Source organism: Comamonas sp. GCA5 (genome assembly GCF_036541385.1).
Classification (GTDB): domain Bacteria; phylum Pseudomonadota; class Gammaproteobacteria; order Burkholderiales; family Burkholderiaceae_C; genus Comamonas; species Comamonas aquatica.
Window position 1 is genome coordinate 1 of the sequence record NZ_JAZHFR010000073.1, and the last position, 18,533, is coordinate 18,533.

Genomic DNA, 18,533 nt, shown 5'->3' on the forward strand with positions numbered 1-18,533 from the left:
CGGATCTGCTGGATATCCGCTGGAGCAGCCAATCGCTTGAGCGCAACGTCTTGAGCAAGACCTACCGATGGGAGGAGCCCCGCCTGCCAATGCCTGTGAGTTCATTCACCAGGTGATTTTTTGCAGAATGAACGACTGCTTTTGGCCGATAGCCGCCATAGGTGGCGGAGCGCTAACCTCCCCACCCCACCCCACCCCACCCCACGCGCGCGTAAGCGTCGCGCGTGCCAAGGATAAACAATCAAATTTCCGGCGGCTGTTTGAGTGAAGCGCCAGAGGCGCGCAGCGAGTTCCGCCGGATCAGCCGCCTGCAAGGCGCGCGTTTTCTTTCCCCGGTTTCTTTTGGCAAGACAAAAGAAACCGGGTCGCTGCCGGTCGACTACCGGCCTCGAAAAGCAATCCAAAAGCAGAAGTCAAAAAAAGCCCACCCACAAAAAAGGCTTGAAACCACGTCCACACGGTTTCAAGCCTTTGAAGCCTCTAGCGCTGATGTAGAAAGCACCACCAGCTACGCTTTTAGATCAAGCAGCCTCCGCCACTACGGGCACCTGCTTGGCCCGCCGCGCCTGGGCCGTCAAGGCGCAGCCCATGGAGGCGGTCATGATCAACGCAATCGCCACGCACTGCGTGAAGCTCAGCACCTCGCCCAAAAACACCAGGGCCAGGAGCGCGGCCACGGCGGGTTCCATGCTGATCATGGTGCCGAAGACGTGTTTGGGCAGGTGCTTGAGGGCGAACAACTCCAGCGAGATCGGGATGGCGCTGGAGATCAGGGCCACGGCCAGGCCGGTCAGCAGCACGCTGGGCGACAGCAGCGCCGCGCCGGCATGGGCCAGGCCCACGGGCACGACCACCAGGGCGGCCACCGCTGCGCCCAGGGGGGCGGTGATGCTGATGGGCAGGTGGCCCACGCGCTTGCCGAAGTTGATGTAGCAGGCCCAGCCGATGGCGCCGAACGCGGCGTAGGCGATGCCGGCGGGGTCGAGCGTGTTCACGTCGTGGCCCAGGGGCAGCAGCAGGCCCAGGCCCAGCACGGCCAGGGCGATCCACCCATAGTCCAGCGGCCGGCGCGATGACCAGACGGCGACGGACAGGGGGCCGGCAAATTGGATCGCCACGGCAACGCCGAACGGCAGGGTGCGCAGCGACAGGTAGAACGACAGGCACATGACGCCCAGCGTGGCGCCGTACAGCGCGATGGAGCGCAGATCGTGGCGCGCGATGGGGGCCCGCCAGGGGCGCCAGAACAGCAGCATCAGCGCGGCGGCAAAGCCCAGTCGCAGCGCCGTCGTGCCCTGCGCACCGATCTCCGGGAACAGGCTGTGCTTGGCCCAGGAGGTGCCGGTGCACAAAAAGGCGATGGAGCCCAGGATTGCCAGGATGGGAAGCAAAAAGATGGGGCGCTGCGCTGACATAGGGCGTGAATGTAGCGCTTTGCGGGCCACCGTGGTGCGCGTGCGGTAGGAGGCACAGGGCGTGTGGTGGTGCAGCCGATCCGCGGGACCGTCAAAGGCCTGTGGGGGTACCCGGGCTTGCCGCTGGTGGGCATGGCTGCCCGGTCTCTATGGCCTGCCGTGGAGCCGGCATGTGGGCCTGGGCGCAAGTGCGGCGGGTGGGCTGCAGGCCACCAGGGCAGTTCCAAGACCTGGGTGGCGTGATTTATCGGGTGTTTTCACTGTCTAGCACCCACAGGATCACCGCAGCCTGCTCTGATTTTTAGGGTGTACACGCCGGCCAACCCCGTGTGGTGCAAGGGCTTGACCTTCCCATCATGGCAAGCCTTAGTCTGGCGCCATTGCATTTTGACCAGGAGTTTTGCCATGCAATTTCACATCGACAGCATGACCTGCGGCGGCTGCGCCCGCAGCGTGACCAAGGCGATCCAATCCGTGGATGCCGCCGCGCAGGTGACGGTGGACATCCCCACCCACACGGTACAGGTGCAGACCACGGCCCCGCAGGCCGCGGTGGTGGCGGCGCTGGAAGAGGCGGGCTACCCCGCGCAGGTGCAGTAAGCGCGCTGCGCCACCCCGTGGGGGTTGGCGGCAGCGCCTGACCCACGCCACGCGCGTCCAAAAGGCCATGGCACATGCCATGGCCTTTTTTGTGGGGCGTTGCGGTGATGGGAGGTGGTTAACGGGTGGGCGGGCAGCAGGTGGTTTGGGCCGGGGCCGCACCTCCCTCCGCGCCGGGGGCGGAGAGGTCGGCTGTCTCCAGCCCTTGCAGGATGGGGCAGTCGGGCCGTTCATCGCCCGCGCAGCAGGCGGTCAGCGCCTGCAGGGTGTCGGACATCTGCTGCAGCTCCTGGATGCGCCGCTGCAGGTCCTGGATGTGTTGCAGTGCCACGCGCTTCACGTCCGCGCTTTTGCGGCTGCGGTCCCGCCACAGGTCCAGCAGGTCGTGAATCTCCGCCACCGCAAACCCCAGATCGCGTGCGCGGCGGATGAACCGCAGCATGTGCACATCCGACCCGCTGTAAGCGCGGTAGCCGGACTCGGTGCGGTGGATAGGCGGAATCAGCCCCACCGACTCGTAATAGCGAATCATCTTGGCCGACACGCCCGAGGCCTTGGCCGCTTCTCCGATGTTCATAGGCTTTCTCCGAAAATTTTCACAGTGCACCGATGCTTGGGAACATGTGGCACAGCGCTGGCACTACGGCAGACCTGCCGCAGCGCTGCTGCGCGACAGGTCTGCATCCATCTCCTGACGCGCCGTGGGTGTTTGAGCGGCGCGCTGGTACAGCGCACAGCGAGTTTCGCGGCGGGTAGGCCCAAGCGCATCTTTGGTGACTTTCTGGGCGCACCCAGAAAGTCACTCGGCCGCCGGGACGAACTCCCGGCCTCTGCCGTCAAAGACGGGATGGTCGCAATCGATCAGGCCGCAGCCTCTGCCATCGGCGCCTTAAAGCTGCGCAAGCGCAAGGCATTGCCCAGCACAAACACACTCGACAGTGCCATGGCACCGGCCGCAAAAATCGGCGACAGCAGGACACCATACGCGGGATAGAGCACGCCGGCAGCCACGGGGATCAGCGCCGTGTTGTAGGCAAAGGCCCAGAACAGGTTCTGCCGGATGTTGCCCATGGTGGCCTTGGACAGCGCAATCGCATTCGGCACGCCCTGCAGGCTGCCGGACATCAGCACCACGTCGGCGGCTTCCACGGCCACATCGGTGCCGGTGCCAATCGCGATGCCGACATCGGCCGCGGCCAGCGCGGGCGCGTCGTTGATGCCATCGCCGACAAAGGCGACATGGCCGTGCGTGGCCTGCAGCTGCTGCAGCGTGGTGACCTTGCCTTCGGGCAGCACCTCGGCCACCACTTCGTCAATGCCCAGGCGCGCGGCAATCGCCTGTGCGGTGCGGGCGTTGTCGCCGGTGATCATGATGACCTTCAGCCCCAGGGCATGCAGGGCGGCAATGGCACCGGGCGTGCTGGGCTTGATGGGGTCGGCCACGGCCACGATGGCGGCCAGCTGCCCATCGATCGCCACGTACAGCGGCGACTTGCCTTCGCTGCCCAGGCGGGCCGCTGTGGGGGCGAAGCGCGCCACGTCCAGCCCCAGGGCGTGCATGAAGCGGTCGGCGCCGACCTCCACGCGCTGGCCCAGGGCCGTGGCGCGCACGCCCATGCCGGTGATGGAGGCAAAGTCGCTGAGGGCAGGCACGGTCAGCTGCTCGTGCTCGGCGGCTTGCACGATGGCGCGGGCAATCGGGTGCTCGGAGCGTGATTCGGCGGCCGCGGTCAGCGCCAGCACCTGGGCGCGGTCAAAGCCCTCGGCCACTTCCAGGTCGGTCAGCGCGGGGTGGCCTTCGGTCAGGGTGCCGGTCTTGTCCACGGCCACGGCCTGGGTGTGCTTCAGCAGCTGCAGCGCCTCGCCCTGGCGGAACAGCACGCCCAGCTCGGCGCCCCGCCCGGTGCCCACCATGATGGAGGTGGGGGTGGCCAGGCCCATGGCGCAGGGGCAGGCGATGATGAGCACGGCCACGGCATTGACCAGCGCAAAGCTTAGCGCCGGCGTGGGGCCGAACACCAGCCACACGAGGAAGGTGAGCACGGCGGCGGCCATCACGGCGGGCACGAACCACAGCGTGACCTTGTCCACCACGGCCTGGATGGGCAGCTTGCCGCTCTGGGCCTGCTCCACCAGCCGGATGATCTGGGCCAGCACGCTGGCGCTGCCCACGGCCGTGGCGCGCAGGGTGAAGGCGCCGGTCTGGTTGACCGTGCCGCCCACCACGCGGTCATCGATGGTTTTGGCGACGGGCACGGGCTCGCCGGTGATCATGGATTCGTCCACATAGCTCTGGCCGTCCAGCACCGTGCCGTCCACGGGCACGCGCTCGCCGGGGCGCACCTGGATGAGGTCACCGGTCTGCACGTCGGCTGCCGGCAGCTCCACCCACTGCCCGTCGCGCTGCACGCGCGCCGTCTGCGGCTGCAGGCCGATGAGCCGCTGGATGGCCTGCGAGGTGCGGCCCTTGGCGCGGGCCTCCAGCATGCGGCCCAGCAGGATCAACGCGACGATGACGGCGGCGGCCTCAAAGTACACATTCACCGTGCCGGCGGGCAGCAGGCCGGGCAGGAAGGTGGCGACCACGGAATAGCTGAACGCCGCCAGCGTGCCCACGGCGACCAGGGAATTCATGTCTGGCCCGCCGCGCAGCAGGGCGGGCAGGCCCTTGGTGTAAAAGCGCCGCCCGGGAATCAAGAGCACCAGCGCGGTCAGCACACACTGCAGGTACCAGCTGTTCTGCAGGCCGATGGTGCCCGCCACCCAGTGGTGCATGCCGGGGATCAGGTGCGAGCCCATCTCCAGCACAAACACCGGCAGCGCCAGCACCGTGGCCAGGGTGAAGTCGCGCTGCAGCGCGGCGTATTCGGCTTCCTTGTGTGCGGCCTGGGCCTCGGCTTGCGCCCGCGCGGCCTGGGTGTCGATGGGTTGGCCGGGGTAGCCGGCCTTGTCCAGCGCGGCCAGCAGGGCCTCCAGCGTGGCGCTGCCTTGCACCGTGGCGCGCTCGGTGGCCAGGTTCACCTGGGCCGCGGTCACGCCGGGCACTTTTTGCAGGGCACGCTCCACCCGGCCCACGCAGCTGGCGCAGGTCATGCCTTCCACGGCCAGCTCGACGGTCTGGCTGGGCACCTCGTAGCCGGCCTTTTCAATCGCTTGCACCACGGCGGCCGTGTCCAGCGGGCCAGCAGGCTGGATGTGGATGCGCTCGGTGGCCAGGTTGACACTGACCTCGGCCACGCCGGGCACCTGGCGCACGGCCTTTTCGACCCGGCCCACGCAGCTGGCACAGCTCATGCCATGCACGGGCAGGCTGAGGGCCGCCGCCGCGGCGGCGGGGTGGGCGTGGGGCGTGGATGGTAGGGTGGACATACGCAGAACCTGTGGTGCTAGAAGGAATAGGGTGCAGCGTAATCCTTGACATCATGGGAAGGTCAAGCGCAGGGGCATGGTGGCCTGCCCGGGCAGCAAAAAGGCTTGCACACTGTGCAAGCCTTTTGACCTTCCAGCGCTTGTGGCGTAAGCGCAGGTAGCTATGGTTTTGGTAGTTAGAGCAAGGACTTGGCGTTGTCCAGCACCAGGTCGCAGGCCTTTTCCTTGAGGTCGCCCTGGAGCTTATCCATGCTGAAGCTCTGGCCGTTGCTGCCGGTTATCATGCCGCCCAGCCCCTGGAGGTAGCCCGGGTCCTTGGGGGCGGGCTGCTGGGGTGTCACGCCCAGCTTGCCCAGCAACTGGGTTTTGACCTGCTCGGCCTTGTTGGGGTTCAGGTAGTTGTTCTTCATGCAGTAGGTGATGACACCCGCCGCGTTGCCGGCCGTGCCGGAGGCCGGGACGCCCAGCGAAGACAGCATGCCGCTGGAAGCGGCGCCACTGTGGCCCAGCAGGCCGCCCAGGGCCGAGGTGTTGCTGTTGTCGCTGGCCGCGGTGCTGCCACCGCCCAGCGAGGACGCCTGCTGGCGCAGCGTGTCGCCCCAGTTGGCGGCGTGGGCGCCCAGGGAGAGGCCGCCGGCAGCGGCACAGAGCAAAGTGGAAGCGATCCAGCGTGTCATGGCAGATTCCTCAATCGGGTGGAAGGGCCGCACCCAAGCGAGCGCGGCCCGGGATGGTGTCAGCGGGCGGCGCCTGCCGCGGCGGGGGCGGCGGCCGGCGTGGTCGTGGTGGCTGCGGGGGCGGGCTTGGCCTCCAGCGTGGTGCGGACCTGGCGCGTGCCGGCAGGGGGATTCGGGAAATCGGTCAGCGCCGCATCGAACAGCACGTTCCAGATCACCTGGTCGTCCATGCGCACCTCGTCGTATTCGGCCGAGGTTTCGTAGACGATCTGCTGGGTCTGCTGATCGCGCAGCACCAGCTTGACGGCGCGGTAGTAGACCATGGGGGGCGTGTCCATCATCCAGTTCATGCCCAGGCCGCCGCCCCAGCGGCCGCCGTAGGCCATGCCCCAGCCAAAGCGTGGGCCGTAGAACCAGTCGTCATAGGCGGGGTGGTAGGCCCGGCCCTGGGACGCCGTGGCCCCGACCTGGACCACCAGGCGTGCCAGCTCGGGGCGCGGGTCGCGCGTCAGGCCCACGCGGCGCAGGGCCTGCTCGGCCGCGGCCTCGATCCGGGCAAAACTCTGCTGCTGGGTCTGGGAGGGCAGCAGCTCCAGCCGATAGGTGGCGGGCAGTTGCACGCCACCCATGCTGGCATAGGTCTGCACGCTGCTGGTGATCTGGCGCGGGCCGCTGGCGCAGCCAGCCAGCACGGCGGCGCTGGCCAGCACGGCAACCAGGGCCCAGCGGCGGGAAGTGGAGGGAAGGCGGTGTGGCTGCATGGACGCTCCTTGGTCGGTAGCTGGGACAACGTTCCTGCCCACCATTGTGCTGACAAGCACGGGCCGGGGGAACCTGGGGTCTGAAGATGGCAGTTGGAACCGCCGTGACCGCCACAAGTTCCTGTGGCTGCAACCGGGGCGGGGCCCGGCGCCCACAAAAAAGCCCCGCACAGGGCGGGGCTGGGTGCCGGTGCAGGCGTGGCTTAGCCGATCTGCACCACCTGCACGCCGCCGGGCAACGTGGGGGTGGTGGGCAGCTCTTCGTGGTCGAAGGCCATGTCGCCATTCGGGTCGGCCACGCCGGTGGCCTGGGCGTCCTTGAAGTTGTGCAGCGCGGGATCCATCATGTGCGTGGTCACGATGTTGCCCATGGCGCGGAACATGCTCTCGATGCGGCCGGGGAACTTCTTGTCCCACTCGCGCAGCATGTCGCCCACGGCCACGCGCTGCAGGCCGTCCTGGCTGCCGCAGAGGTTGCAGGGGATGATGGGAAAGTTCTGGTACTGGGCCCAGCGCGTGGTGTCCTTTTCGGGCACGTAGCACAGCGGTCGGATGACCACGTGCTTGCCGTCGTCGCTGACCAGCTTGGGCGGCATGCCCTTCATGCGGCCGCCGTAGAACATGTTCAGCATCAGCGTCTGCACGATGTCGTCGCGGTGGTGGCCCAGGGCCACCTTGGTGCAGCCCAGGCGGTCGGCCACCGAGTACAGAATGGCCCGGCGCAGGCGCGAGCACAGGCCGCAGGTGGTCTTGCCCTCGGGGATCACACGCTTGACGACGCTGTAGGTGTCCTGGGTTTCGATGTGGTAGTCCACGCCGATGGACTGGAAGTACTCGGGCAGGATGTGGTCGGGGAAGCCGGGCTGCTTCTGGTCCAGGTTCACGGCCACGATCTCGAACTTCACGGGCGCGCGCTTTTGCAGCTTGCGCAGGATGTCCAGCAGCGTGTAGCTGTCCTTGCCGCCGGACATGCAGACCATGATCTTGTCGCCGTCCTCGATCATGTTGAAGTCCATGATCGCGCGGCCCACTTCACGGCACAGGCGCTTTTCCAGCTTGATCTGCTCGCGTTCGATCTTGATCTTGCCGGGCTTGGTTTCGGCGGCGGTCTCGCCTTGCGCAGCTGCCTCGGCGGCTTCGTCGGCGATCCAGGGGTTTTCAGTCACAGCATTCATGGGGTTCACCATTGTCCGGTTTCGACGCGAATGGCTACTTCGCAGTCGTCAAAAATCTCTAGCTTGGCAATCTTCACACGCACGCCCAGCACGCCGGGCAGTGCCATCAGGTTTTGTGCCAGCACACCGGTCAGGCGCTCCAGCAGGTCTGTATGACCGGCGGTGCACGTGTCGATGATGGCGTTGCGCGCCAGTCGGTAGTCCAGCACCTGGGCAATGTCATCGCTGGCGGGCAACAGGGGCTGCACACCCATGTTCAGCTCGGCGTCGACCTGAATGGGTTGGGCTGCCTCACGCTCGAAGTCAAGAATGCCCAGGCGTGCGTTCAAGCGCAGCCCTGAGAGCGAAATCGTGCGTTGGCCGGTGGTAACCGATGACATAGTGGGTGCCCAGAGCGCCGCTTGCAGGCCTGCATCTTCTGGCAATTTGCGTATCAATCTTGGTGGGAGGGCACCGTCAAAAACCCCGGTGTACTGCGGCTTGCGCCGTTTTGGCACGCAGCGCGCTCCGCTGGGGTGACAATGCAGGGTTCATGACAGAACCCACAATTTTAACGAACGCCTTGCGTTCGCACATCGATCAGGCCATTGCCGAGGCCGGCGGCTGGCTGGGCTTTGACCGTTTCATGGCCCTGGCCCTGTACACCCCGGGACTGGGCTATTACGCCAACGACACGGCCAAGTTTGGGGCCATGCCCGATTCCGGCAGCGATTTCGTGACCGCCCCCGAGCTGTCACCCGTGTTTGGCCAGTTGCTGGCCGCGCAGGTGGCCGAGGCCCTGGCCGCGACCGGCACGCGCGAGGTGTGGGAGTTCGGTGCCGGCACGGGGGCCCTGGCCCTGCAGGTGCTGGATGAGCTGCAGCGGCTGGGCGTGGCCATTGAGCGTTACACCATCGTCGACCTGTCCGGCACGCTGCGTGCGCGCCAGCAGGCGCGCCTGGCGGCCCATGCGCCGACCGTGGTCTGGGCCGATGCCCTGCCTGCGCGGATGCAGGGCGTAGTGATCGGCAACGAGGTGCTGGATGCCATGCCCGTGCAACTGCTGGCCCGTGTAGGCGGCGTGTGGCATGAGCGCGGCGTGGCGCTGCAAGGCGAGGCCCTGGTCTGGGCCGATCGGCCCACCGACCTGCGCCCCCCGCTGGAGGTGGAGGGTGAGCACGATTACGAGACCGAAATCCACGCCCAGGGCGAGGCCTTCATCCGCACCCTGGGCGAGCGCCTGGAGCGCGGTGCCGCCTTCTTCATCGACTATGGTTTTGGCGAGTCGGAGTACTACCACCCGCAGCGCCACATGGGCACCACGGTCTGCCACTACCAGCACCAGGTGGACAGCGACCCGCTGGACAAGATCGGCCTCAAGGACATCACGGCCCACGTCAACTTCACCGGCACCGCCGTGGCTGCGCAGGAGGCCGGCCTGGAAGTGCTGGGCTACACCACCCAGGCGCATTTCCTCATCAACTGCGGGCTGCAGCAAAAACTGGAGCAGCTGACGCAGGTCCAGCGCGTGCCAGCGCTCAAATTGATGATGGAGCACGAGATGGGCGAGCTGTTCAAGGTCATCGGCCTGTGCAAGGGCGTCGAGCCCTGGAGCGCCCTGGGCTTTGTCCAGGGTGATCGCACCCACCGGCTCTGAGCCCCGCACCGGACGCTGCACATGATTCGCTGGATGCTGCTGATCTTTGTCCTGCTGGTGCTGCTCAACAGCGCCACCGGGGTGATCCGCAAGGTCGGCTTGGGCCGCCTGCCCGGGGACTTCACCTTCCGCCTGCTCGGGCGCGAGGTTTTCCTGCCCTGCGCCAGTGCCGTGCTGGTGACGGTGCTGCTGTTCAGCACCATCAAATTGCTGGCCTGGTTGTTCTGAAAAAGTGAGCTGCTGGCGCAGGCTGCGTCAGCGAAAAACCGCTTTTTGCTCAAGCACTGCCCGGCCGAGGGGCGCGCCTGACCGACTTGCAAAAGGCGGGCCCACCACCATGTGCAGGCTTTGAGAGTTCCTGGAGCCGCCATGACCACGCCCGAAGCCCTGCACATCGTCTGCCCCCACTGCCACAAGACCAACCGCGTGGCGGCCCAGCACCTGGGCCATGCGCCCGACTGCGGCAGCTGCCACCAGCCGCTGTTCACGGGGGAGCCCGTGGCGCTGGACGCCGACAGTTTTGCCAAGCACGTGGGGCGCAGCCACATCCCGGTGGTGGTGGACTTCTGGGCCCCCTGGTGCGGTCCCTGCCGCATGATGGCGCCGGCCTTTGCCCAGGCCGCCCAGCAACTGTCACCCCAGGTGCGGCTGGCCAAGCTGGACACCGAGGCCCACCCCCAGGCGGCCGCACCCTACAACGTGCGCAGCATTCCCACCATGATCGTGTTCCAGCACGGCGTGGAAAAGGCGCGCATCTCCGGGGCCTTGCCGGCCGGCGAGATCGTGCGCTGGGTGCGCTCGGTGGTGGGCTGAGCGCCGCTCAGCAGCGCAGGTCACGCAACTGGAGGCGGGCTTGGTAGAGCGCCAGCTCGGCCTGGCCTTTTTGGTCGGCGCGGGCCTGCGCAACCTGGGCTTCCAGGCTGGGTAAGCGCAGGTCCAGCCATTCGCAGTGCAGCTTCTCGGTGGCGCTGAGTCGCATTCTGCGTCGGTCGACAGCCAGTGCTTCCGGTGACTTGCAGGTGATCGGACGTATGGCTTCGGCGCGTGGGCGCTGGGTGATTGCGCGTTGCACATCGGGGTGGCGTTGTACGGTGCCGGTGGCGCGGCTGAGCCCCTGCGTCGGGCTGGTGTCAATCGCCTGGGCTCCGGGACAGGGTGCGTGGGAACAACGGGTGTTGCCGTGGATGTCACAGCGGTAGACCTGCTGCGCCTGTACGTGGCAGGCGACCAGGCCCCACAGCGCCGCCATGGCGAGAGGTGTTGAACGCATGCACCGGATGGTAGGGGCTACCTGCGGGTGACGTCCAGCGATGCCCGCAGGCCAGCCCCTCCACGGTGTTGCCTCCAGCAGACGCAGCCGCTCAGCGGGCGGGTGCTGCAGACAGCGTTTGCAAGGCCTGCACCAGCGCCTGGATGTCGGCATCGGTGGTGTGGGCGCTGACCGAGGCGCGGACCACGGCGCTCAAGCCGCGGGCCTGCATGTCCAGCGGGGTGAAGCCCATGCCGCTGGCGGCCACCTGGATGTGGCCCTGCAGCAGTGCCTGCTGCACCTGGGCAGGGGTGTGGCCCTGCAGCGTGAACGGCACGATGCCGCAGTCGGCGGGGGCGGCAGCCAGGCTGTGCAGGCGCAGGCCCGGCACATCCGCCAGGGCGCTGCGCAGTTGCCGCGCGCGCTCGGCGATGGCGGCAAAGCGCTGGGACCAGCCCTCGGCCTGGGCCGTGTCCAGCGCGGCCAGCAGGCCCAGCTTCAGGGCGACCGAGGATTCGGACTGCTCCAGCATCCGCGCATCCTGGCGCAGCACCGGGCCGGTGGGGGTGATGGGGCAGGACACATGGTCCACCGTCATGGGCTGCAGCCGGGCGGTAAAGCCCGGTTTCAGGTACACCAGCCCGGTGCCGCGCGGGCCACACAGCCATTTGCGGCCCGGGGCCGTAAGCACATCGCACTGCAGGGCCTGCACATCGACGGGGATGTGGCCCAGGGCCTGGGCCGCATCGATGATGTAGGGGATGCCATGGCGGGCGCACAGCTGGCCCAGGGCCTGGGCGTCATACACCGTGCTGCCGTTGGCCGGCACCCAGGTCAGCGCGATGAGCTGGACGCGTGCGTCCAGCCCGGCCTCCAGCGCCTCCAGGTCGATGTGGCCGTCCGCGGTGCAGGGCATGGTCTCCACCACGCAGCCGGTGCGGGCCTGCAGCTGCAGCAGCATCGCGTAGTTGCCACCCCATTCGCCCGGCGTGACCAGCACGCGGTCCCCGGCCTGCAGCGGCAGGGCGCCGACCACGGCACACCAGCCGTGGGTGTTGCCGGTGGTCAGGGCGATATCGGCCGGCTGGCAGTGCAGCAGCGCCGCCAGCTGGACGTAGAGCTGCTGCAGCTGGGGCTGGGCCTGCTGGGCGGCCACGTAGGAGCCCAGGGCCTGCTCGCGCTGCATGTAGTCGGTGACGGCCTGCAGCACGCGGTCCGGCATCAGTCCGCCGGCGGCTTGGTTGAAGTAGTGCATGGTGGGGAAAAGAGGGGGCAGGGGCCCATGCTAGCGCGACCCGGCGGCGCGGCAGGGGCCGGGGCCGTGCCCACAGGCGGCCAGCCCCTTCGTGCATCGGCAACAGGCTAGCAGCGCAGTGCGCGAAAGCGCGCCTGGGTCTGCTCCAGCGCGGCCTGGGCGGCGGCCTTGTCAGCGGGCGTCGCACGCTGCAGGTTGCGCGCCAGCACGGGCAGCTGGGAGTCCAGGGCTGCACATTCCAGCTGGGCGGCATGGGGCAGCTGGCGCCGGCGTGCGGCAATCAGCAGGTGCTCGGGCGACAGCCCTTGCAGTTGGGCGGTACCGGCGCTGACCCGCAGGGCCAGTGCGCCCCCTGGCGGGGCACTGTGCGCCGCCAGGGGCTGGGCCATGGTGGTTGGCGTGGCCAGGGCCCAGACAGCCCAGACCATCGCGTGGCAGACGCTGTGCCTTTGGCGTGGTGGGCATGGGATGGGCATGGCAGGCTGCACTGGGGTGTCAAACAGCCCGCAACTGGGCCAGCTCGGCATCGGTGAACACGCGCGAGCGGGTCAGGAAGGCCTTGCCTTCGGGGCCTTCCAGCGACAGGGTGCCGCCGCCATGGCCGTCGATCACGTCGATGATGAGCTGGGTGTGCTGCCAGTACTCGAACTGCGAGGCGCTCATGTAGAACGGCAGGCCGCCGATCTCGCCCAACTGCACATCGCCGGGGCCGATGGTCAACTCGCCCTCGATGTAGCAGTTGGCGGCGCTGTTGTCGCAGCAGCCCCCGGATTGGTGAAAGAACAGCCGGGGCCCGTACTTGGCGCGCAGCACGTCGATCAGCTCCAGCGTCGCCGGGGTGGCAATGACTCGCTTGACCATGGCGGGCTCCTTGCTATGCAGTTTGACGGCTGTGTGCGCTCTGCATGCACTCCAGCGGCCGGTTGGTGGTTCAAGTTCCATACCAGCGGGGTGGTGCAAGAAGGGCCGGGCACCGGCCCCACCCTTCTTGCATCTCGCTGCACTCTTCCCTCCGCTGTGCTATCGCTTTGGACTGCCAGTTGCGCTCTGCAAGCGCGCTGGCAGCCGATTTTGTGAAATACAACACGACCACGACTTCACGGTGGCAGGAGGGCGCCGCAGGCGAGGCGCAACCCCGAAGGCAGTAGCAGCGCTACGGCGAGGGGTTGCAACGACGCATCCGGCGTTCTCCTTCCACCGTTGCCGCTCAGAAGAAGCCGAGCTTGGTTTCGGAGTAGGACACCAGCAGGTTCTTGGTCTGCTGGTAGTGATCCAGCATCTGCTTGTGGTTCTCGCGCCCGATGCCCGACTCCTTGTAGCCCCCGAACGCCGCGTGCGCGGGGTAGTGGTGGTAGCAGTTGGTCCACACGCGCCCGGCCTTGATGGCGCGGCCCATGCGGTAGGCCACGTTGCCGTTGCGGCTCCAGACGCCGGCGCCCAGGCCGTAGAGCGTGTCATTCGCCAGCGCCAGGGCTTCTTCCTCGGTCTTGAAGGTGGTCACGGCCAGCACGGGGCCGAAGATCTCCTCCTGGAAGATGCGCATCTTGTTGTGGCCCTTGAAGATGGTGGGCTGCACGTAGTAGCCGCCGGACAGGGCGCCGCCCAGTTGGGCCTGGGCGCCGCCGATCAGTACCTCGGCGCCTTCCTGCCGGCCCAGGTCCAGGTAGGACAGGATCTTGGTCAACTGCTCCTTGCTGGCCTGCGCGCCCATCATGCTGCTGGGGTCCAGCGGGTCGGCGTGCTTGATGGCTGCCACGCGCTGGAGCACGCGTTCCATGAACTTCTCGTAGATCGACTCCTGGATCAGCGCGCGGCTGGGGCAGGTGCAGACCTCGCCCTGGTTGAAGGCGAACAGCACCAGGCCTTCGATGGCCTTGTCGAGGAAGCTGTCGTCCTTGTCCATCACGTCGGCGAAGAAAATGTTGGGCGACTTGCCACCCAGCTCCAGCGTGGCCGGGATCAGGCTGTTGGCCGCCGCCTGGGCGATCACGCGGCCGGTGCTGGTGGAGCCAGTGAAGGCGATCTTGGCGATGCGCTTGCTTTGTGCCAGCGGCATGCCGGCCTCGCGGCCGAAGCCGTTGACGATGTTCAGCACGCCGGGCGGCAGCAGGTCACCGACCAGGCCCATCAGCACCAGGATGGACACGGGCGTGGATTCGGCGGGCTTGAGCACCACGCAGTTGCCCGCGGCCAGCGCGGGCGCCAGCTTCCAGGCCGCCATCAGGATGGGGAAGTTCCAGGGGATGATCTGCCCGACCACGCCCAGCGGCTCGTGGAAGTGGTAGGCCACGGTCTCGTTGTCGATCTGGCTGATGCCGCCTTCCTGGGTGCGCACCGCGCCGGCAAAGTAGCGGAAGTGGTCGGCGGCCAGCGGAATGTCGGCGGACAGCGTCTCGCGGATGGCCTTGCCGTTGTCGATGGTCTCCACATAGGCCAGCAGCTCGCGGTGGGCATCAATTCGGTCGGCAATCTGCAGCAGGATGTTGCTGCGCTCGATGGCTGAGGTCTTGCCCCAGGCATCGGCGGCAGCGTGGGCCGCGTCCAGGGCCTTTTCGATGTCGGCCGCCGTGCCGCGTGCCACGCGCGTGTAGACCTGGCCGGTGATCGGCGTGACCACATCGAAATACTCGCCACCGCTGGGCGGCACCCACTGGCCGCCGATGTAGTTGTCGTAGCGGTCTTGGTAGTGGTGCAGCGCACCGGATTGGCCGGGAAGGGCATAAGCCATGGCAAACCTCCAGAACAAAGGAAACGAGGGTGGGTGTGGGCCGACGTGGGCCCAACCGGCACATGTTCCTCTGTGTCCCTGCCCGGGTGTTTGGCGGTTTTCCCTGGGAAGCGCTGCCTCGGCGTCCCCGCCTACAGCACCTGGGCTACGGCCTGCTGGCGCGCGCTGGCCACGGCCTCGCCAATCGCCGGGCCCTTTAGCCCGCGCTGGGCCGCGGCCTGGGCGACGGGCGCGGTGTCCACGGCCAGGGCTGCGTCCAGCGCCGTCTGCAGGCGCTGGCGCTGGGGGTAGGGGCGGTCCTCAAAGCCGATGCGGCCGCGGGCATCGCATTCGCAGGCCAGCAGTGCCTCGGCAAAGCGTGCGGGCTTGCGCAGGGCGTCGCAGCGTTCCAGCAGGCGCAACACGGCCGCGGGGTTCAATTCCCCGCTGCGGTGGATGTTGCCGTGCTCGCGCGCCACCACGTCGGCCAGTTCCTTGCAATCGTTGGGCACGCGCCAGCGCGCGCACACGCCCTGCAGCAGGCGGGCGCTGCGCTGTTCGTGGCCGATGTGGCGCGGCAGCATCTCGGCCGGCGTGGTGCCCTTGCCGAAGTCGTGGCACAGGCAGGCAAAGCGCACGCTCAGCGGCGACTGCAGCTGCGCGGCCATGTCCAGCACCAGCATGGCGTGCACGCCGCTGTCCACCTCGGGGTGGTATTCGGCGCGCTGTGGCACGCCCCACAGACGGTCCAGCTCGGGCAGCAGCACGCGCAGGGCGCCGCAGGCGCGCAGCACCTCGAACATGCGCGAGGGCTGGGCTTCCATCAGCCCGCGGCTGATTTCTTGCCAGACGCGCTCGGGCACCAGGTGGTCGGCTTCGCCCGCGTCCACCATCTCGCGCATCAGCTGCAGTGTCTCGGGGGCCACATGGAAGTCGGTGAAGCGCGCGGCAAAGCGCGCCACGCGCAGGATGCGCACCGGGTCTTCGCGGAAGGCCACGGTCACATGGCGCAGCACCCTGGCCTGCAAGTCGGCCTGGCCGTGGTAGGGATCAAAAACGTCTTCGGCGCCCGTCCAGCCTGCGGGAGCTGCTATCGCATTGATGGTCAGGTCGCGGCGCGCCAGGTCTTCTTCCAGCGTCACGTCGGGGGCGGTGTGGACCACAAAGCCGCGGTAGCCCCTGCCACTCTTGCGCTCGGTGCGCGCCAGGGCGTATTCCTCGTGGGTCTCGGGGTGCAGGAACACCGGGAAATCGCGCCCCACGGGTGTGAAGCCGCGCGCCGTCATGTCCTCGGGGGAGGCGCCCACGACCACCCAGTCGGTGTCGTGCACCGGGCGCTGCAACAGGCGGTCGCGCACCGCGCCGCCAACCATGTAAATCTTCATGTAGCCAAGTGTAGGGCCGCTGCCGTCGCCGACGCCCGGCAGCGTGCGATGCACCGCGCCCGCCGGGGGACGGATTTTGTTTGTATAGTCGCCCCCTTCTTGCCCTGGGGTGCGCCATGTCCTTGCTTTCTTCCCTCACCATTGCCCAGTTGAACCCGGATGGCAGCGTGCCCGTGCCCGAGGCCCCGGACGCCCAGGCCCAGGCCGCCGCCGCGGCACTGGAGCGCGAAGCCCAGTTGGAAACCCTGCAGGAACAAATGGAGGCGCTGCAGGAGGTGCTGGCCAAGCCGCTCAAGGACATCCTGGCCGACCACGCGCAGAGCCAGAAGACCGCCGCCGCCTGGGAGGCCTTTGGCGCCATGTGGATGCTGTCGCAGCGCGCCATGCGCCGCGTGGCCATGGAGCTGGCCGCGCAGCAGGGCGTGAGCGAGGACGAGGTGGTGGCCCGGGCCCTGCGCTACGCCAACGCGGTGCTCAACACCGAGGACGAGGACCTGGGCGGCACCCTGGCCCCGGCCCAACTGGCGCACATTGCGCGGCACAAGCCCATGCTGCGCAAGCAGTTCAAGTAGGCCCGCCCGCCAGGGGCGCACCGGTGCGCCGCCCGGCGCGTTTCAGCGCTGGGTGCGGTAGGGTTCGTCGAAGTCGCGGAAGTCGTGCTCGGCCTCGGCCTGCGTGATCCAGGCCTGGACGGCCGGCACGGCGCGCACGCGCTGCACGTAGTCGGCAATCGCGGGTGGCACGGGCAGGCCGTAGGTGTGCAGGCGCATGCACACCGGGGCGAAGTAGGCGTCGACCATGCTGAACCGGCCGAACAGCATGGGGCCGCCGTGGGATTGCAGCAGTTCGCTCCACATGTCGACCAGGCGGGCCACATTGGCGCGCACGGCCGCCTGCTCGGCCCAGATCTTGGCGCCGACCTCGGGCAGCCGGGCCTCGATGTTCATGGGACAGTGGCTGCGCAGGGCGGTGAAGCCGCTGTGCATCTCGGCGCAGAGGCTGCGGGCGCGGGCGCGGTCGGTCACCGACGCCGGCCAGATGCCGGCCTGGGGGAAGGTCTCGGCCAGGTACTCGGCAATCGCCAACGTGTCCCAGATGGCCAGATCGTCGTGCACCAGCACGGGCACCGTGCCCGTGGGCGTCAGCGTGCGCAGCGTGCGCTTGAACTGCGAATCGGGCGCGAAGCTGTCGAAGCGCACCATGACTTCGTCAAAGGCGATGCCCAGCTGGCGCATCGCCACCCAGGGGCGCATGGACCAGGACGAGTAGTTCTTGTTGCCGATGTAAAGCTGCAGCATAGGAGGTCCGTTCTCACAACCATGTGACGTCGTGGCACTGTAGCGCGTGTTGTAATTCCGGCCTATGCATACCTCTGCACTTGTGATGTTTTCGGGTGGACAGGACTCCACCACCTGCCTGGCCCACGCCCTGTCGAAGTACGAGCGTGTGGAAACCCTGGGCTTTGACTATGGCCAGCGCCACAGCGTGGAGCTGCAGGCGCGGCTGACGGTGCTGCAGCAGCTGCGCACGCAGTTTCCCCAGTGGGCGCCCAAGCTGGGTGAGGACCATGTGCTGAGCCTGGACGTGCTCAAGCAGATCGGCGGCTCGTCCCTGACCGAGGACGTGGCCTTCGCCATGCAGGCCGATGGCCTGCCCAACACCTTTGTGCCCGGGCGCAACCTGCTGTTCTTGACGCTGGCCGGTGCCCTGGCCTACCGGCGCGGGCTGCAGGTCATCGTGACCGGTGTCTGCGAGACGGATTTCTCCGGCTACCCCGACTGCCGCGACGACACCATGAAGGCCATGCAGCTGGCGCTGAACCTGGGGCTGGAGCGGCGCCTGCGCATCGAGACGCCGCTGATGTGGATCGACAAGGCCGCCACCTGGCAGATGGCCCAGGACCTGGGCGGCGACGCCCTGGTGCAACTGATCGTGCAGGACACGCACACCTGCTACGAGGGCACGCGCGATGTGCTGCACGCCTGGGGCCACGGCTGCGGCCACTGCCCGGCCTGCGACCTGCGCGCCAAGGGCTGGCAGCGCTGGCGTGCGGCCCAGGGCACCTGAGCGCGCAGGGTGCTAGACCCGGGAAATGGCCGTGCGCCAAGCCCTTAGCCCTTAGCCCTTAGCCCTTAGCCCTTAGCCCTTAGCCCTTAGCCCTTAGCCCTTAGCCCTTAGCCCTTAGAACCTGTTCAGGATCTTTAATTGTTCCCTGACAATTGACGGGTGCGAACCAAGAAGTACCCCAGCGACACGAGCCGCGAGCAATTCGAGATCATCAAGCCCTTGCTGGAGGGGGCGCGC

20 protein-coding genes are annotated in these 18,533 nt (G+C 67.7%); 6 read left to right on the forward strand and 14 right to left on the reverse strand.

The features are described from left to right. Positions 1-521: 521 nt before the first annotated feature. Positions 522-1,415 (reverse strand): EamA family transporter, encoded by an 894-nt coding sequence (locus tag SJH88_RS14860; protein ID WP_260674202.1) that lies wholly within the window; start codon positions 1,413-1,415, stop codon positions 522-524. Positions 1,416-1,820: 405 nt separating this feature from the next. On the opposite strand from SJH88_RS14860, the gene SJH88_RS14865 reads away from it, so the two are divergent. Next, positions 1,821-2,015, forward strand: a complete 195-nt coding sequence (locus SJH88_RS14865; RefSeq protein ID WP_042420287.1) for a heavy-metal-associated domain-containing protein — start codon at positions 1,821-1,823, stop codon at positions 2,013-2,015. 118 nt (positions 2,016-2,133) lie between these two features. Here the strand turns inward: SJH88_RS14865 and cueR are convergent, their stop codons facing one another. The 6 genes from cueR to SJH88_RS14895 form a co-directional block, all read right to left on the reverse strand. Then, the gene (gene cueR, locus SJH88_RS14870; protein ID WP_274754932.1) at positions 2,134-2,592 is read right to left on the reverse strand and encodes a Cu(I)-responsive transcriptional regulator; all 459 of its coding nucleotides are present in this window, start codon (positions 2,590-2,592) and stop codon (positions 2,134-2,136) included. Positions 2,593-2,876: 284 nt separating this feature from the next. Next, positions 2,877-5,384 (reverse strand): heavy metal translocating P-type ATPase, encoded by a 2,508-nt coding sequence (locus SJH88_RS14875; protein WP_274754933.1) that lies wholly within the window; start codon positions 5,382-5,384, stop codon positions 2,877-2,879. Between the two features lie 176 nt (positions 5,385-5,560). Next, positions 5,561-6,061, reverse strand: coding sequence for a YjjA family protein (locus tag SJH88_RS14880; protein WP_274754934.1), 501 nt, complete (start codon positions 6,059-6,061; stop codon positions 5,561-5,563). A gap of 59 nt (positions 6,062-6,120) precedes the next feature. Beyond that, positions 6,121-6,822, reverse strand: a complete 702-nt coding sequence (locus tag SJH88_RS14885; RefSeq protein ID WP_274754935.1) for a DUF4136 domain-containing protein — start codon at positions 6,820-6,822, stop codon at positions 6,121-6,123. A gap of 203 nt (positions 6,823-7,025) precedes the next feature. After that, positions 7,026-8,009: a tRNA 2-thiocytidine(32) synthetase TtcA gene (gene ttcA / locus SJH88_RS14890; protein WP_045266088.1), complete on the reverse strand. Its 984-nt coding sequence runs from the start codon at positions 8,007-8,009 to the stop codon at positions 7,026-7,028. After that, entirely contained in the window at positions 8,003-8,377 is a 375-nt protein-coding gene (locus SJH88_RS14895) for a dihydroneopterin aldolase (protein WP_045267681.1), read from the reverse strand. Before SJH88_RS14895 ends, ttcA begins: the two co-directional genes overlap by 7 nt. A gap of 152 nt (positions 8,378-8,529) precedes the next feature. Between SJH88_RS14895 and SJH88_RS14900 the strand changes: the two genes are divergently transcribed. The 3 genes from SJH88_RS14900 (at position 8,530) to trxC (ending at position 10,446) form a co-directional block, all read left to right on the forward strand. After that, complete coding sequence (locus SJH88_RS14900; protein ID WP_274754936.1) at positions 8,530-9,633, forward strand: class I SAM-dependent methyltransferase; 1,104 nt, start codon at positions 8,530-8,532, stop codon at positions 9,631-9,633. Positions 9,634-9,654: 21 nt separating this feature from the next. Further along, complete coding sequence (locus tag SJH88_RS14905; RefSeq protein ID WP_042417995.1) at positions 9,655-9,861, forward strand: DUF2905 family protein; 207 nt, start codon at positions 9,655-9,657, stop codon at positions 9,859-9,861. A gap of 141 nt (positions 9,862-10,002) precedes the next feature. After that, positions 10,003-10,446, forward strand: coding sequence for a thioredoxin TrxC (trxC, locus tag SJH88_RS14910; protein WP_154163557.1), 444 nt, complete (start codon positions 10,003-10,005; stop codon positions 10,444-10,446). 7 nt (positions 10,447-10,453) lie between these two features. Here trxC and SJH88_RS14915 read toward each other — a convergent pair whose 3' ends face one another. The 6 genes from SJH88_RS14915 to SJH88_RS14940 form a co-directional block, all read right to left on the reverse strand. Next, positions 10,454-10,903 carry a DUF4124 domain-containing protein gene (locus SJH88_RS14915; RefSeq protein WP_154163556.1) on the reverse strand — a complete coding sequence of 150 codons (450 nt, stop codon included), beginning with the start codon at positions 10,901-10,903 and terminating at the stop codon, positions 10,454-10,456. Positions 10,904-10,994: 91 nt separating this feature from the next. Next, positions 10,995-12,137: an aminotransferase class V-fold PLP-dependent enzyme gene (locus tag SJH88_RS14920; RefSeq protein WP_274754937.1), complete on the reverse strand. Its 1,143-nt coding sequence runs from the start codon at positions 12,135-12,137 to the stop codon at positions 10,995-10,997. Positions 12,138-12,244: 107 nt separating this feature from the next. After that, positions 12,245-12,565 carry a hypothetical protein gene (locus SJH88_RS14925; RefSeq protein ID WP_274754938.1) on the reverse strand — a complete coding sequence of 107 codons (321 nt, stop codon included), beginning with the start codon at positions 12,563-12,565 and terminating at the stop codon, positions 12,245-12,247. A 67-nt stretch (positions 12,566-12,632) separates the two neighbouring features. After that, positions 12,633-12,998, reverse strand: coding sequence for a DUF779 domain-containing protein (locus tag SJH88_RS14930; protein ID WP_274754939.1), 366 nt, complete (start codon positions 12,996-12,998; stop codon positions 12,633-12,635). Positions 12,999-13,344: 346 nt separating this feature from the next. Beyond that, complete coding sequence (exaC, locus tag SJH88_RS14935; RefSeq protein ID WP_274754940.1) at positions 13,345-14,865, reverse strand: acetaldehyde dehydrogenase ExaC; 1,521 nt, start codon at positions 14,863-14,865, stop codon at positions 13,345-13,347. Positions 14,866-14,996: 131 nt separating this feature from the next. Beyond that, the gene (locus tag SJH88_RS14940; RefSeq protein ID WP_274754941.1) at positions 14,997-16,229 is read right to left on the reverse strand and encodes a multifunctional CCA addition/repair protein; all 1,233 of its coding nucleotides are present in this window, start codon (positions 16,227-16,229) and stop codon (positions 14,997-14,999) included. Positions 16,230-16,345: 116 nt separating this feature from the next. Between SJH88_RS14940 and SJH88_RS14945 the strand changes: the two genes are divergently transcribed. Continuing rightward, the gene (locus tag SJH88_RS14945; RefSeq protein WP_042417972.1) at positions 16,346-16,801 is read left to right on the forward strand and encodes a hypothetical protein; all 456 of its coding nucleotides are present in this window, start codon (positions 16,346-16,348) and stop codon (positions 16,799-16,801) included. Between the two features lie 42 nt (positions 16,802-16,843). On the opposite strand, the gene SJH88_RS14950 is transcribed toward SJH88_RS14945, so the two are convergent. Next, a complete protein-coding gene (locus SJH88_RS14950) occupies positions 16,844-17,527 on the reverse strand; it encodes a glutathione S-transferase family protein (RefSeq protein ID WP_274754942.1) in 684 nt (227 codons plus the stop codon). A gap of 64 nt (positions 17,528-17,591) precedes the next feature. On the opposite strand from SJH88_RS14950, the gene queC reads away from it, so the two are divergent. Further along, the gene (gene queC / locus SJH88_RS14955; RefSeq protein ID WP_274754943.1) at positions 17,592-18,296 is read left to right on the forward strand and encodes a 7-cyano-7-deazaguanine synthase QueC; all 705 of its coding nucleotides are present in this window, start codon (positions 17,592-17,594) and stop codon (positions 18,294-18,296) included. Positions 18,297-18,533: the final 237 nt, after the last annotated feature.

What these genes read in the sequence shown, in the direction of transcription:
- exaC (WP_274754940.1), bottom strand. Translation starts at nt 14,865, where the DNA reads ATGGCTTATGCCCTTCCCGGCCAATCCGGTGCGCTGCACCACTACCAA.
- ttcA (WP_045266088.1), bottom strand. Translation starts at nt 8,009, where the DNA reads ATGGTGAACCCCATGAATGCTGTGACTGAAAACCCCTGGATCGCCGAC.
- SJH88_RS14930 (WP_274754939.1), bottom strand. Translation starts at nt 12,998, where the DNA reads ATGGTCAAGCGAGTCATTGCCACCCCGGCGACGCTGGAGCTGATCGAC.
- queC (WP_274754943.1), top strand. Translation starts at nt 17,592, where the DNA reads ATGCATACCTCTGCACTTGTGATGTTTTCGGGTGGACAGGACTCCACC.
- SJH88_RS14915 (WP_154163556.1), bottom strand. Translation starts at nt 10,903, where the DNA reads ATGCGTTCAACACCTCTCGCCATGGCGGCGCTGTGGGGCCTGGTCGCC.
- SJH88_RS14900 (WP_274754936.1), top strand. Translation starts at nt 8,530, where the DNA reads ATGACAGAACCCACAATTTTAACGAACGCCTTGCGTTCGCACATCGAT.
- SJH88_RS14940 (WP_274754941.1), bottom strand. Translation starts at nt 16,229, where the DNA reads ATGAAGATTTACATGGTTGGCGGCGCGGTGCGCGACCGCCTGTTGCAG.
- SJH88_RS14945 (WP_042417972.1), top strand. Translation starts at nt 16,346, where the DNA reads ATGTCCTTGCTTTCTTCCCTCACCATTGCCCAGTTGAACCCGGATGGC.
- SJH88_RS14905 (WP_042417995.1), top strand. Translation starts at nt 9,655, where the DNA reads ATGATTCGCTGGATGCTGCTGATCTTTGTCCTGCTGGTGCTGCTCAAC.
- SJH88_RS14925 (WP_274754938.1), bottom strand. Translation starts at nt 12,565, where the DNA reads ATGGTCTGGGCTGTCTGGGCCCTGGCCACGCCAACCACCATGGCCCAG.
- SJH88_RS14880 (WP_274754934.1), bottom strand. Translation starts at nt 6,061, where the DNA reads ATGACACGCTGGATCGCTTCCACTTTGCTCTGTGCCGCTGCCGGCGGC.
- trxC (WP_154163557.1), top strand. Translation starts at nt 10,003, where the DNA reads ATGACCACGCCCGAAGCCCTGCACATCGTCTGCCCCCACTGCCACAAG.
- SJH88_RS14950 (WP_274754942.1), bottom strand. Translation starts at nt 17,527, where the DNA reads ATGCTGCAGCTTTACATCGGCAACAAGAACTACTCGTCCTGGTCCATG.
- SJH88_RS14860 (WP_260674202.1), bottom strand. Translation starts at nt 1,415, where the DNA reads ATGTCAGCGCAGCGCCCCATCTTTTTGCTTCCCATCCTGGCAATCCTG.
- SJH88_RS14895 (WP_045267681.1), bottom strand. Translation starts at nt 8,377, where the DNA reads ATGTCATCGGTTACCACCGGCCAACGCACGATTTCGCTCTCAGGGCTG.
- SJH88_RS14885 (WP_274754935.1), bottom strand. Translation starts at nt 6,822, where the DNA reads ATGCAGCCACACCGCCTTCCCTCCACTTCCCGCCGCTGGGCCCTGGTT.
- SJH88_RS14920 (WP_274754937.1), bottom strand. Translation starts at nt 12,137, where the DNA reads ATGCACTACTTCAACCAAGCCGCCGGCGGACTGATGCCGGACCGCGTG.
- cueR (WP_274754932.1), bottom strand. Translation starts at nt 2,592, where the DNA reads ATGAACATCGGAGAAGCGGCCAAGGCCTCGGGCGTGTCGGCCAAGATG.
- SJH88_RS14875 (WP_274754933.1), bottom strand. Translation starts at nt 5,384, where the DNA reads ATGTCCACCCTACCATCCACGCCCCACGCCCACCCCGCCGCCGCGGCG.
- SJH88_RS14865 (WP_042420287.1), top strand. Translation starts at nt 1,821, where the DNA reads ATGCAATTTCACATCGACAGCATGACCTGCGGCGGCTGCGCCCGCAGC.